The sequence below is a fragment of the Mesorhizobium sp. LNHC209A00 genome (assembly GCF_000502915.1).
GTDB lineage: Bacteria > Pseudomonadota > Alphaproteobacteria > Rhizobiales > Rhizobiaceae > Mesorhizobium.
This window is the reverse complement of sequence record NZ_AYWT01000004.1, coordinates 240,241-253,942: the sequence shown is the minus strand read 5'-3', so window position 1 is coordinate 253,942 and position 13,702 is coordinate 240,241. Positions and strand designations below refer to the sequence as shown.

The following is a 13,702-nucleotide window of genomic DNA, read 5'->3' as shown; positions in this document are numbered from 1 at the left end:
CGACACGCGCCGCGGACAAAGCTTAGGCCTGGCACGGCGGGAACACCCAAGCCGCCGATTGATCGAGCATGATAGACGCTTCGATCGTTGCGCGGCAAGCCAACCGCAGGAGCCGGCGCGGTGCGGCGGGCTGCCTTCCTTTCCGCCTATCGATCCGGAACCGGCCCGCTCTTCTCCAATGCCATATGCGTCAGCAAATTCCTGGTGATCCGGCCGACGTCGTTCATGGCATCGCCCACAGGCAAGGCGCCGCACCAAGCGACCGAACTCGCGCAGAAGATCAGGCCGCCCGAGGGCAGATGGCGCAGCGTCATCTCCGCGCAACGGCGCCCTTCGCGCTCTCTGTCACCTCCTTCGTACCATCGCGTGGCGTCATGGATGAAGCTGTCCGGGAACCCGGTCGCGCGCGCAATGACCATGGTGTCGGGGGATGTGCCCAGATGCGGGTCGGTGGCATCCACCTCGTAGCCGGCGGCTCCTCCAAGCACGATGCCCTCGTCGCCGAAGGTCTCGCTGGTGACGCCGTCGAACAGCCATGCAGCGGAAGCTTCATGGCTTTGAGGCGTGCGTGTGAAGGGCCGCGCGCCGTCGAACCCCATCAGCGAGATGGCGACGCCGGTCAGCGAGAACTCGCCGCGCCCGCTGGCGCGCAGGTACCCTCCCGGCTGGTTGGTAATCGACAGTGACTGTTCGGCGATAGAGCCGTCCCAGGTCCGGCCCGCCTCGAGCGGCGAGCGGCGCAATTCCATCAGATCGTCCTGGAACGCCACCTTGCCGGCAAGACCATTGCCGCCGAGATAGGCGATGCTGCCACCCGCCGCCGCGAATTGGCGCAGCGCATGCTCCATCTCGACCGACATGTATTCGGGATGGCTGCCGGTGATGACCGCCTCGTAGCCCTGCAGGCAGGCAAGACCCAGTTCGTGCAGGTCGCGGTCGGTGATGAGATCGAAGCCGATATCATTCTTGTGGCAGAAGCGCAGAAAATGCAGGTCGACGGGCAGGTTGTGCGGGCAGCCGCAGAGCGGATAATTGTAGTCGTCGCGCAGCGTCGCCTTGGGCTTCCTCGTGGAACAGATCGACACGCCGCTGAGATCGCTGTGATAGTCGTAGAGCGACTTCAGATTGTTATCGATCGCGAAGCGATGGCCGCGATCCTCGCACATCCATTCGTAGAGATGCGCCGGTAGGAATTCATCGGCATAGGCGAGATAGGTGGCCGTCGGCACCAGGAACAGCAGCGGTGCCCGGCGTGCCGTCGAGGTGATGAAGAAGACGATGCGCTCCGATCCACCGTCATGGCTGACTTCGAAGGCATAGACGCCGGCAGAGGCATCGGCAGGGATCTGCAGATGATAAGAGGGGGGCCAGCCCAACGCGCCCATGTCGTCGTCATGGCAATGCACGGCGTCGTAATGCGATGGCACCAAGCGGGGATCAAAGCTCGACCCATCCCAACGGCGTGAGGTCATGCAGAAGGCGGGCTGGTTGATCGTCTCCAGCAAGAGGACGCGATCGGTGCGTGTCGAGGCGAGCGGGCCGCTCGGCAGCAGGGTCGGAAAAATCCAGGCGATACGACCGGCCGCGGTTCGCAGCGAGATCGCCGAGAACTTGGCGTTCAGCGACCTTACATCGTTTGCCGTGCTGGTGCCGAAGACCATGTCACCGGTCAGGGGCCGCCACGGCAGGTCGAATCGATGATCCACGCGAAACGGCGACAGGAGATCGTCCGAGTCGATCCGCAGCACGGTCGCGCCGTCGTTCGACGAAATCTCGACCTTGAGCCAGGTGTTTGCCGGCAAGACCACGCCGCTATCGAGCGAGTTGCCGTCGGCGGCTGACATCAGCCGCCCGTCCTGCAAGCCGAGGCGCAGGTTCCCGCTTTCGAACAGCACGCGGGCGCCATCGTTGCGGGTCAAGTATACTTCGAAGGCGACGCCTTCGATCTCGGTGGCCTTGGCAAGTTCCGCCGCCGCGATCTTCAGGAAGGATCCGTGATCGAAATCGCGGTGAGACACGGCATTTCCCGTCGGCTCGACGCGCCAGCCCATCGGCTCGGCCGCGGGCGTGTCGAGCCGCACGACGTGCACGTGGCATACCTGCCGCGACGCCGAGACATGAAGGGCGACCGGTGTTCCGGCCGCTGTATGCCAGGGAACGGTATAGCCTGAGACGGCCATGGCGCCGTGGTCGACGGGGCGCTTCATCGCCGCGAAAATCCGCGTCGCGATCCCGGCTGTCGCAATCTCATCGATGGCAAACTGGACAATGCTTTCAAACCTTTGGGTCTGGAGGTCGTATATACCCCACGGCCTTGATTGCTGACGAAGTCCGTAGGAATCTCGCTCAGCCATCGATGGCCATCGGCAATGCGAGTTCTACGCATCCATCGCAGGCATCCGCTTCGTGCCTGATCGACGACGACATTATCGCGATCGTGCGAAACCGGACAGTCGTTCTCGCAACTCGGCCTCTTCATCACAAAACTTGACCTTCACGCACTTGCACGTCCGGCCGCTCTCTGGCTTTTTGGGGCACCCATCCGAACGGACTGATTCGCGTCATGCCGCTCGATTGCAATGTCTTGTAGGCAGTCTGCTTGTGGGTCGTGAAGCGCACGCAATTGGCGAAGGAGAAGCAGGCATGGCCGAGTTCAAGAAGCCGGAAATCTCCGAGATGAGACCCAAGATCACCGTGATCGGCGTCGGCGGCGGCGGCGGCAACGCGATCAACAACATGATCGTGGAACAGCTTCAGGGAACCGAGTTCATTGCCGCCAACACCGATGCCCAGGCGCTTACCATGTCGAAGGCGACGCGGCTGATCCAGCTTGGCGCCCACGTCACGGAAGGCCTTGGCGCCGGCTCGTTGCCCGAGATCGGCCGTGCCGCGGCCGAAGAATCGCTAGACGAGATCATGGATCATCTGGCCGGCACCCACATGTGTTTCGTCACTGCCGGCATGGGCGGCGGCACCGGAACCGGTGCGGCCCCGATCATCGCCCAGGCGGCGCGCAAGGCCGGCATCCTGACGGTCGGCGTCGTCACCAAACCGTTTACCTTCGAGGGCAGGCGCCGCATGCAGATGGCGGAAGAAGGCATCGAGCGGCTGCGCGAAGCCGCCGACACCGTCATCGTGATCCCCAACCAGAACCTGTTCCGCATCGCCGATGCCAAGACCACCTTTGCCGATGCATTCGTCATCGCCGACAGGGTGCTTTATTCCGGCGTCAGCTGCATCACCGACCTCATCGTCAAGGAAGGCCTGATCAATCTCGACTTCGCCGACGTCAAATCGGTGATGCGCGGCATGGGCCGCGCCATGATGGGAACGGGCGAGGCCTCCGGCGACGGCCGGGCGATGAAGGCGGCGGAAGCCGCGATCGCCAATCCGCTGCTCGACGAAATGTCGATGAAGGGCGCCAAGGGCGTGCTGGTGTCGATTTCGGGCGGCCGGGACATGACCCTGTTCGAGGTCGACGAGGCGGCCACGCGCATCCGTGAAGAGGTCTATGAGGACGCCGACATCATCGTCGGCGCCATCTTCGACAAGAGCATGGAAGGCCGCTTCAGGGTCTCGGTGGTGGCGACGGGCCTCGATCGTTCGCTCGGCGAGGGTGATGCCGATGCCGGCATGGCACATGGCCATTCCATGCCGTCCGCCGCACGGACCTTGCAGTAGCCTTCCGTTCGAATTAACACTCCCGGGCAGGCGACCCGCGGTATCTGTCGCGTGCCAGGGCCGGAAACGGTGCTCTTTAGGACGCCTTCTCGCCGATGAGCTCGAATCGCTCGATCTCGCATTCGCGGGCGACCAGTGCCAGGATTGCCGTCTAGGGTTCGGGTCGCATCGGGCTGTCTCCATTCGAGATTGAACGAGTACACGAAGCGGTCGCGGCTGGAGTGATTCTCGACCTTGGCAAGGCACGCGCCATAGCCGAGCGGCCGCACCCTCTTGGGAAGGTCAGGTGGGGATCCTTTTGCCCAGGAAACCGACAGGACCGCATAGTGGTCGCGCGGCAACTTGAGGTCGACCCATTTCAACACCTGAAGTGTCAGTAGCGTCAGCACGGTTGCAATTGCCGCAAGACCAAACTGGCCCCGCCAAAGGCAAGTCCGATCATCGTCATGATCCACATGGTGGCCGCGGTGGTGATCCCAGTCAGAGATCGCCGCGCCGAAGGATGGCGTCGCCGCCGATGAAGCCGACGCCGGTCAGCACGCCAAGCGGCAGACGAAGCACGTCCACGCTGGCGAAGAAGTAAGAACCTCTTGCCCTCCTGAGGTGCCCGGCCGAACCGTCGCGCGGCAGCCGACCAGACGCGACGCCATTTGAAGGTGGCGCTTGACTTCGGCCAAGCCATGTGAAAAATTTTGCAGCAACTGATAAAAATATCATCGGGACGGAAACGTGGTTGGTTTTGGAAACGGCCTTTTTCGGGACGACGATGCCAGCATGGCGGCGCGGGCCGCGTGGCTTCATTACGCCGGCGGCCTGACCCAGTCCGAGGTTGCCAAGCGGCTGGGGCTGACCAGTCTCAAGGCGCACCGCCTCATCACCAAGGCCAACCAGGAAGGGCTGGTGAAGGTCTATATCGACGGCGAAGTGTCGGAATGCGTCGAGCTCGAGGACGAATTGTCCCGCCGCTACGGCCTCGACTATTGCGAGGTGGTCCCGGATTTCGATTCCGAGGATCTGCCGCTCAAGGCGCTCGGCATCGCCGGCGCGCAGTTCCTCAAGCGCGAGATCGAGCGCGGCGAGCAGGCGCTGATCGGCGTCGGCCATGGCCGCACGCTCGCGGCCTGCGTGGAATATCTGCCGCGCACCACCACCGACCGCATCCGTTTCGTGTCGCTGCTTGGTGGCCTGACCCGGAAATTCTCGGCCAACCCGCATGATGTCATCCACCGTCTCGCCGAACGCACCGGTGCCGAAGCCTATGTGATGCCGGTGCCGATGTTCGCCAACACGGCGGATGACCGCATCGTGCTGCTGGGCCAGAAGGGGATCAGCGAGGTCTTCGATCTCGCCAGATCGGCCGACCTGCTGTTTGCTGGGATCGGCACCGCCGAACGCGAGGCTTCGCTTGTCGCCACCGGCATGATCGAGAAGGGCGAGATGGAGGAGATCCGTCGCAATGGCGGTGTCGGCGAATTGCTCGGCCATTTCTTCGACGAGGCCGGCAAGGCAGTGGCGACGACCGTTTCCAACCGGGCGCTGGCACTGGCGCGCGAGGATATCGCCAGCCGCCGGATTGTCGCCGTCGCCGGCGGCAGGATCAAGGTTCGCGCCATCAAGTCGGTGCTGGAGGGGCGCTATCTCGAGGGCCTGATAACGGACGAGCGCACGGCGCGATCGCTCGTGGAAGAGACGCCGGTCGGGTAGCCGGCAACAGTCCAGTTGAAACTACCCTGTGGAGGAGAAGACGAAATGCATGAGAAAGAGAAAGACCTGATAGACGCCTTCCTGCGCGGACAAGTCGACCGTCGTGGACTGATCAAGGGCCTGGGTGCCATGGGCCTCGCCGCCGGCACCGCCGGCACGCTGCTCAACCTGGGCCAGACCCGCGCGCTCGCCGCGGACTTCGACTGGCAGGCGCATAAGGGCAAGACCATCAAGCTCTTGCTCAACAAGCATCCATATGCCGACGCCATGATCGCCAATCTTGAGAACTTCAAGAAGCTGACCGGCATGAACGTCGTCTACGACGTATTCCCCGAAGACGTCTATTTCGACAAGGTGACGGCCGCATTGTCGGCGAGCTCGCCCGAATACGACGCCTTCATGACCGGCGCGTACATGACCTGGACCTATGGCCCAGCCGGCTGGATCACCGACCTCAACGAATGGATCAAGGATCCGGCCAAGACCAACCCGAACTATGCTTGGGACGACTTCCTGCCAGGCGTCAAGAATTCCTGCGCATGGAACGGCAAGCCGGGCGGAGCTTTGGGATCGGAAGACGCCAAGCAGTGGTGCATTCCGTGGGGGTTCGAGCAGAACAACATCACCTACAACAAGGCGATGTTCGACAAGGCGGGCGTCAAGGTTCCCGGCAACATGGACGAGATGGTGGCCGCTGCCGCCAAGCTCACCAAGGATGTCGGTGGCGGCGTCTACGGCATTGGTGTGCGCGGCTCACGCTCCTGGGCGACCATTCACCCGGGGTTCCTGTCGGCCTACGCCAATTTCGACCAGAAGGACCTGAATGTGTCGGCCGACGGCAAATTGTCGGCCGCCATGAACACCGCCCAATCCAAGGCTTTCCACAAGCAGTGGGTGCAGATGATCCAGCAGAGCGGCCCGAAGGACTGGTCGACCTATACGTGGTACCAGGTCGGAACCGATCTCGGCGCCGGCGCCTCGGCGATGATCTTCGACGCCGATATCCTCGGCTACTTCATGAATGGCGGCGACAACAAGATGGCCGGCAAGCTTGCCTTCGCCGCCTTCAAGGCGAATCCGGAGGCCAAGGCACCAACGCCGAACATCTGGATCTGGTCGCTGTCGATGTCCAACTTCTCCAAGGACAAGGACGCCACATGGTACTTCATGCAATGGGCCTCCGGACCCGAGCATGCGCTGTTCGGCGCCACCAAGATGGATTTCGTCAACCCAGTCCGCCAGTCGGTCTGGAAGGATGAGGTCTTCCGCGAGAAGCTGAACAAGAGCTATCCGGGCTATGTCGAGATGTTCGACGCCTCGGCACCCGGCGCCTCGATCAAGTTCACGGCGCAGCCGCTTTTCTTCGATCTCACCACCGAATGGGCGGCGACGCTGCAGAAGATGGTGTCCAAGGAAGTGCCGGTCGACGAGGGCCTCGACAAGCTCGCCGAGAGCATCAACGGCCAGCTCAAGGAAGCCGGCCTCGGTTAAGTCGCAACGAGGGCCGGCCTGCTTGGCGGTTCGGCCCTCGCCACATCTTTCATGTTTGCGATGCGGTGCCGAAAGGTGCCATTTCGCCCCACCGGCCGCCTTGCTCCCTTGGGCGGCCGGCAGGGCGAAGCGACAGCAACAACGGAGCAGCTCGATGACTGCGGTGGTATCGCAAAGGCTCAAGCCATCCGGCTTCAGGATCAGCAAGCGGGTGCTGCCCTATGTTCTCAGCCTGCCGGCCTTGCTGGTCTGCATAGGCATCCTGATCCCGTTCCTGACCTCGGTGGTCTATTCGTTCCAACGCTATCGTCTGAGCCAGCCCTGGGCGCGCCAGTTCAACTGGGGCGACAACTATATCTCCTTCTTCACCGATCCGAAGTTCTGGAACACGTTGAAAGTGTCGCTGCTCTATGCCGGCACCACGGTCGTGCTGGAACTGCTTCTCGGTCTCGCCATCGCGCTGCTGCTGCAGAAGCGCTCGACACTCAACAACTTCATCTCGATCATGCTGTTGATGCCGCTGATGACGGCACCCGCGCTGGCGGCACTGATGTGGAAGCTGATGACCAATCCGGGCTTCGGCGTGCTGAGCTATCTCGCCAGCCTCATCGGGCTGCAGGATTTTCGCTGGGCGTCGTCGCCGTCGACGGCGCTGTTCACCGTCGTGCTGGTCGACATCTGGGTCTACACTCCATTCATCATGATCCTGCTGCTCGCTGGGCTGCGCAGCCTGCCGACGCAGCCCTTCGAGGCCGCCGCGCTTGACGGCGTGCCGAGGAGCTTCGTCTTCTTCCGCATCACGCTGCCGATGCTGACGCCCTACATCCTGACAGCGACGCTGTTCCGGCTGCTCGATTCCATTCAGCAGTTCGACATCATCTACGCGATGACCCAAGGCGGGCCGGGCGACACGCTGACCGTGTTCCAGGTCGAGGCCTATCTCAACTTCTTCCAGTCGACCAATGTCGGCCGCTCGGCGGCGCTCATGATCATCCTGTGGGCGATCACCTATTTCCTCTCCAACATCTTCATCAAGAACTGGCTCAGGCTGCGCGAACGCGCCCGCGGCCAGGCATAGGAGGCGGCGATGGAACATACCTCGCTTCTCGAACGCATCCTGCGCGGCGCGGCACTGACGCTGGTCGTGATCTTCTTCATGTTCCCGATCCTGTGGATATTCATGATGTCGTTCCAGACCAACGAGACCATTCTGCGCATCCCGCCGCAGCTCATCTTCGATCCGACGCTCGCCAACTACACGGCGTTGATCACCGGCAAGCTGATGACCGCCGCCGGCACGCTCGACATCGCCTTCATGCGCAATCTCTGGAATTCGGTGTTCCTGTCGGTGACCTCGGTCGCCGTTTCGCTGCTGCTCGGCGTGCCGGCGGCTTACGCCTTCGCGCGTCACAAATTCCGCGGTTCGGAGGACATCGCCTTCACGCTGCTGTCGTTCAAGTTCGCGCCGGCACTTCTGGTCCTGCTGCCGCTGACCCTCTATTTCCAGAAGCTCGGCCTTGCCAACACCTATATCGGCCTGATCTGGGTCTACCAGTTGATATGCCTGCCGCTGATCCTGTGGATCGTGCGCGGCTATTTCGAGGACATTCCGGCCGACATCGAATATGCCTACCGCATCGGCGGCCATTCCTGGTTCGCCACCTTCCGCAAGATCGCGCTGCCGCTCGCCGGCCCCGGCATCGCGGCGGCAGGCCTGCTCGCCTTCATCTTCGCCTGGAACAATTTCGTCTTCGCGCTGGTGTTGGCTTCGGCCGACAAGCAGCCGGTGACGGTCGGCGCGCTGGCCTTCATCACTTCATCGGGCATCCAGTACGGCCAGATTTCGGCGGCCATCGTCTTGTCGATCACGCCGACGCTGGCGCTCGCCCTTTACGCACAGCGCTATCTGGTCGAGGGCTTGTCGCTCGGCGCGGTGAAAGGATAGAAATGGCCAGCCTCGAACTCAGAAACGTCGTCAAGCGCTACAAGAGCCAGACCGTCCTCGACAATCTGTCGCTGACGGTCGCCGATGGCGAGACGCTGGTGCTGTTTGGTCCCTCGGGCGCCGGCAAGACGGTGCTTTTGCGGCTGGTCGCCGGCGTCATCGATCCGGACGAAGGCAAGATCCTTATCGGCGGCGAGGACATGACCGATGTCGACGCGGAATTCCGCGGCGTCGGCATGGCGTTCCAGAATTTCGCGCTGTTTCCGCATATGAGCGCTTTCGACAATATCGCGACGCCGCTGGCGGCCAAGCGCTCGTCGCAGAGCGCGATCAAGGCCGGGGTCGAGAGCGTCGCCAAATTGTTGAAGATCGGCCATGTGCTGAGCCACAAGCCGCGCGCTCTCTCCAATGGCCAGAAGCAGCGCACGGCCCTTGCCCGCGCTTTGGTCGGTTCGCCGCCGCTCCTTCTGCTCGACGATCCCTTGCGCAATGTCGACGCCAAGCTGCGTTTCGAGATGCGGCTCGAACTGCCGCGGCTGCTCGCCGATCGCGGCGCCACCGTCGTTTACGTTACTCAGGACTACAAGGAAGCCATGGCGCTCGGCGACCGCATCGCGGTGATGTCGCAAGGCGTCATCAGGCAGCTTGGTACGCCCGAGCAGATCTATCGTGAGCCGGCCAACGTCGAGATCGCGCGGCTGTTCGGCGATCCGACCATCAATCTGCTCGACGTCAAGCCCGCGCGCGATGCCCGGGGGGTCTATGTCGGCCTGTCCAATGTACAGGTCCATCTCACCGATGCTCCGGAGGCCGCCATCGGCCGCGACTGCATCATCGGGCTGAGACCCGAGGCCCTGCATTTCGTTGGCGAGAACGAACCCGGCGCCATTCCGGTGACCGTCGAGGCGGAGACGCCGCTCAACGAAAAGATCGTCACGCTGGTGCGCACCGTGCGCGGCCGTGAAATTTTGGTCTCGCGCCCGGCCGGAACGCCGGGGCGCAGCGAAGGCAAGGCGCATATCGCCGTCGACGGCAGGAGCGCCCTGCTGTTCGATCGGGCGAGCGGCGAGCGCATCGGCGCCAGGAATGTCGTCAAACTGCGCAACGGAGAAGCGGCATGAGCCCGAGCGCGCTCACCATATCAGGCGTCGACAAATTCTATGGCCCGATCGACAGGGGCGTTCACGCCGTCAAGAACCTGACGATGGAGATCGGCAAGGGCGAGATCGTGGCGCTGCTCGGCTCTTCGGGCTGCGGCAAGACCTCGACCTTGCGCATGATTGCCGGCTTCGAGGAGGTGTCGCGCGGCGCGATCGCGGTCGCGGGCCGCAAGGTACACACCTTGCCGCCGGTCAAACGCAATGTGGCGATGGCCTTCGAGGGCTATTCGCTCTATCCGCCGCTCACCGTGCGCGAGAACATGGCCTTCGCGCTCAAGGCCGCCCGGCTGCCCAGGAGCGAGGTCGACGCCAAGGTCGCCAGCATCGCCAAGCTGCTGGAGATCGAGGACATATTGGAGCGCTATCCCAGCTCCATTTCCGGCGGCCAGCAGCAGCGCGCCAGCCTCGGCCGGGCGCTGATCCGCGAGGCCGACCTGCATCTGCTCGACGAGCCGATGGGCCAGCTCGAACCGCAGCTTCGCGCCGTGCTGCGCGGCCGCATCAAGCACTTCATCAAGGAGCGCGGCCTGACCGCGATCCTGGTCACCCACGACCAGACCGAGGCCAATGCGCTGGCCGACCGCATCGCGGTGATGGAGGGTGGCGTGCTGCAGCAGTTCGACACGCCGGACCGGATCAAGGAGCGCCCGGCGAACCTGTTCACCGGCACGTTCGTCGGCGAGCCACCGATGAACGTCTTCGAGGCCTTTGTCGGCACGGCCGCCGGCCGCATCAATCTCAGGCTGCCCGACGGGCTGTCGCTCGACTACGACAAGGACGCCTTCAGCGCTCCGGTTCGCGACCAGCTGCTCAGCCGTGAGCGGGTGGTTATCGGCATCAGGCCCTACGCGGTCCGGCGCTCGAAGGAGGGTGTTCCGGCCAGGGTCTCGGCCAACCAATGGCTCGGCGACCAGACCCACATCGCCGCCGACTTCGCCGGCGGCTCGCTGGTACTGGTGGAGCATGACCGCACCCGGCTCGACCTCGGCGCGCCGATCAATGTCAGCATAGATCCCAAAAACCTGCACGTCTTTGACCAAGCGAGCGGCATTGCGATCTCGCACGGCATGGAGCTCGCGTGATGCGCGACGTACTGATCGGCATAGATGCCGGCACCTCTGTCATCAAGTCCATCGCTTTCGATACGAAGGGCCGCCAGATCGCGGCCGCGGCAACGCCGAACCACTATGAGACGCTGCCGGGCGGCGGCGCCGAACAGGATCTGTCCCGCACATGGGCCGATGCCGCCACGACCCTGCGCCAGCTTGCCGACAAGGTGCCCGATCTCGCCAGCCGGACCGTCGCCATCGCGGTGACCGGGCAGGGCGACGGGACCTGGCTGATCGACGGCAAGGGCGAGCCGGTGGCCAAGGGTTGGCTCTGGCTCGACGCGCGCGCCGCCGGCATCGTCGAAGAAATCCGTGCGCGGCCCGATGACCGGCTGCGCTTCGAAAAGACCGGCAGCGGTCTTGCCGCCTGCCAGCAAGGCTCGCAGTTCGCCTTCATGAAGCGCACCATGCCCGAAATGCTCGGCAAGGCGGCGACCGCGTTCCATTGCAAGGACTGGCTCTATTTCAAGCTGACCGGCGAACGCGCCACCGATCCGTCCGAAGGGACCTTCACTTTCGGCGACTTCCGCACCCGTGACTACAGTGGGGAGGTGCTCGACGTCCTCGGCGTCGCCGATCTCAGGCACCTGCTGCCGCCGATCGTCGACGGCACGAGGCACAGCGCCGGACTGTCGCCGGCCGCCGCCGACGTCACCGGCATGTTTGCCGGCACACCCGTCGTGCTCGGTTATGTCGACGTCGTCTGCACCGCGCTCGGCGCCGGCCTCCTCGACCGTGAACGCAAGCCCGGCTGCTCGATCATCGGTTCCACCGGCATGCACATGCGGCTGGCCGAGACCCCGGATGATGTGCAGCTCAACGAAGCGGCGACCGGTTACACGATGGCGATGCCGGCGCCGGGCGTCTTCGCGCAGATGCAGTCCAACATGGCGGCGACGCTCAACATCGACTGGGTGCTTGGCCTCGCTTCGGGCATCCTCGCCTCGCAAGGCATAACCCGCAGCAATGGCGAGATGATCGCGCTGGTCGATGCCTGGATCGCGGCCACGCGGCCAGCTTCGCTGCTCTACCAGCCCTACGTGTCGGAAGCCGGCGAGCGGGGACCGTTCGTCGATGCCAACGCCAGGGCAGGCTTCGTCGGCATTTCGTCGCGCCACGGCTACGCCGATCTGGTGCGCGCCGTCTTCGAAGGCTTGGCCTTCGCGGCGCGCGACTGCTACGCCGCCATGGGCCCGCTGCCTCGCGAAATTCGCCTGACCGGCGGCGCCGCCAGAAGCCCGGCGCTGCGCAAGATCCTGGGGGCCGCCATTGGTGCCGACACGCGCACCAGCGCGCGCGAGGAGGCCGGTGCCGCGGGTGCCGCAATGATCGCCGCGGTCTGCGTCGGTCAATACGCCTCCATGGACGAATGCGTCGGCGAATGGGTGACGCCGCTGCTCGGCGAGGCCGAGCCGAGCGACCCGGGCCTCGCCGCGATCTACGACAGGATGACCCCGTCCTACATGCTGGCGCACCAGGCCCTGCGGCCGGTCTGGCGTTCCATGGCGACATCGCAGGAAGATTGAGAAGTCGAGTATGCTGAGGAAAATAGCGATCATTGGCGACAACTTCATGCTGCCGGAGGTGTTTCGCGCCAAAGTCGAAAAGGTCGCCGGTGGCGACCTCGATATCAGGACATTGCAGACGGCCTGGCCCGACGAGCCGATGGAGTTCGGCAACGCCGCGCTCGGCCTCGACAAGGTCAAGGAATATTTTGGCCAGCCCGACGAGGTCGTCGATTTCATCGGCGATGCCGAAATCCTCGTCACGCAGCTAGCGCCCCTGTCGGAAGGCATGATGCGGCGTCTGCCGGGGCTCAAGCTGGTCGCGGTGTCGCGCGGCGGCCCGATCAACATCGACATGGAAGCGGCTAGGGCGCATGGCATCACCGTGGTCAATGTGCCCGGCCGCAACGCCACGGCCGTGGCCGAGTTCACCATCGGCGCCATCCTTGCCGAGACGCGGCTGATCCGGGTCGGCCACGAGGCCTTGCGCAAGGGGGAATGGCGCGGCGATCTCTACCGCGCCGACCGCACCGGCCGCGAACTCGGCGAAATGACCGTCGGCGTGGTCGGCTACGGCAATATCGGCACGAAGGTGGTGCGCCTGCTGCGCGCCTTCGGCTGCCACGTCCTGGTCAGCGATCCCTATGTGCAACTGAGCGCCGAGGATCGCAACGCTGGCGTCGAACTGGTTGCGCTCGACGACCTCCTGTCGCGCTCCGATGTGGTCACGCTGCATTCGCGGGTGACGCAGGAGACACGCGGTCTGATCGGCAAGGACACCATCGCGCGGATGAAGCCGGGCGTGATCTTCGTCAATACGGCGCGTGGCCCGCTGGTCGACTACGACGCACTCTACGAGGCGCTGGTTTCAGGGCAGATCGCCAGCGCCATGCTGGAAACCTTCGCGGTCGAACCGGTGCCCTCGGACTGGCCCTTGCTGCAGCTGCCAAACGTGACGCTGACGCCGCATATCGCCGGCGCTTCGGTGCGCACCGTGACCTATGCCGCCGAGCAGGCCGCCGAGGAAGTGCGCCGCTACCTGGCCGGCCTGCCTCCGGTCAATCCGTGCTGAGAGCGATGGCCATGATGCGAGAATTCGGCAGCGGG

At 64.0% G+C, this 13,702-nt stretch carries 11 protein-coding genes; 9 read left to right on the top strand and 2 right to left on the bottom strand.

The window, feature by feature from the left end:
• Positions 1-146: 146 nt before the first annotated feature.
• Positions 147-2,207, bottom strand: coding sequence for a N,N-dimethylformamidase beta subunit family domain-containing protein (locus tag X739_RS153030; protein ID WP_023771115.1), 2,061 nt, complete (start codon positions 2,205-2,207; stop codon positions 147-149).
• 436 nt (positions 2,208-2,643) lie between these two features.
• Between X739_RS153030 and ftsZ the strand changes: the two genes are divergently transcribed.
• Positions 2,644-3,681: a cell division protein FtsZ gene (ftsZ, locus tag X739_RS153035; RefSeq protein ID WP_023771114.1), complete on the top strand. Its 1,038-nt coding sequence runs from the start codon at positions 2,644-2,646 to the stop codon at positions 3,679-3,681.
• A gap of 480 nt (positions 3,682-4,161) precedes the next feature.
• Here ftsZ and X739_RS1000000170500 read toward each other — a convergent pair whose 3' ends face one another.
• On the bottom strand, positions 4,162-4,482 hold the full coding sequence (locus X739_RS1000000170500) for a hypothetical protein (protein WP_245273867.1): 321 nt from the start codon (positions 4,480-4,482) through the stop codon (positions 4,162-4,164).
• Here X739_RS1000000170500 and X739_RS153040 point away from each other — a divergent pair.
• The 8 genes from X739_RS153040 (at position 4,411) to X739_RS153075 (ending at position 13,667) form a co-directional block, all read left to right on the top strand.
• Positions 4,411-5,385 carry a sugar-binding transcriptional regulator gene (locus tag X739_RS153040; RefSeq protein ID WP_023771113.1) on the top strand — a complete coding sequence of 325 codons (975 nt, stop codon included), beginning with the start codon at positions 4,411-4,413 and terminating at the stop codon, positions 5,383-5,385. The two genes, X739_RS1000000170500 and X739_RS153040, sit on opposite strands and share 72 nt — an antisense overlap.
• Before the next feature lie 45 nt (positions 5,386-5,430).
• Entirely contained in the window at positions 5,431-6,876 is a 1,446-nt protein-coding gene (locus X739_RS153045; RefSeq protein WP_023771112.1) for an extracellular solute-binding protein, read from the top strand.
• A gap of 154 nt (positions 6,877-7,030) precedes the next feature.
• Positions 7,031-7,954, top strand: a complete 924-nt coding sequence (locus X739_RS153050) for a sugar ABC transporter permease (protein ID WP_015318968.1) — start codon at positions 7,031-7,033, stop codon at positions 7,952-7,954.
• A 9-nt stretch (positions 7,955-7,963) separates the two neighbouring features.
• Positions 7,964-8,821 carry a carbohydrate ABC transporter permease gene (locus tag X739_RS153055; RefSeq protein ID WP_023771111.1) on the top strand — a complete coding sequence of 286 codons (858 nt, stop codon included), beginning with the start codon at positions 7,964-7,966 and terminating at the stop codon, positions 8,819-8,821.
• 2 nt (positions 8,822-8,823) lie between these two features.
• On the top strand, positions 8,824-9,942 hold the full coding sequence (locus tag X739_RS153060) for an ABC transporter ATP-binding protein (protein WP_023771110.1): 1,119 nt from the start codon (positions 8,824-8,826) through the stop codon (positions 9,940-9,942).
• Complete coding sequence (locus tag X739_RS153065) at positions 9,939-11,063, top strand: ABC transporter ATP-binding protein (protein WP_023771109.1); 1,125 nt, start codon at positions 9,939-9,941, stop codon at positions 11,061-11,063. Before X739_RS153060 ends, X739_RS153065 begins: the two co-directional genes overlap by 4 nt.
• Positions 11,063-12,616, top strand: a complete 1,554-nt coding sequence (locus X739_RS153070) for an FGGY-family carbohydrate kinase (protein ID WP_023771108.1) — start codon at positions 11,063-11,065, stop codon at positions 12,614-12,616. Before X739_RS153065 ends, X739_RS153070 begins: the two co-directional genes overlap by 1 nt.
• A 10-nt stretch (positions 12,617-12,626) precedes the next feature.
• A complete protein-coding gene (locus X739_RS153075) occupies positions 12,627-13,667 on the top strand; it encodes a 2-hydroxyacid dehydrogenase (protein ID WP_023771107.1) in 1,041 nt (346 codons plus the stop codon).
• Positions 13,668-13,702: the final 35 nt, after the last annotated feature.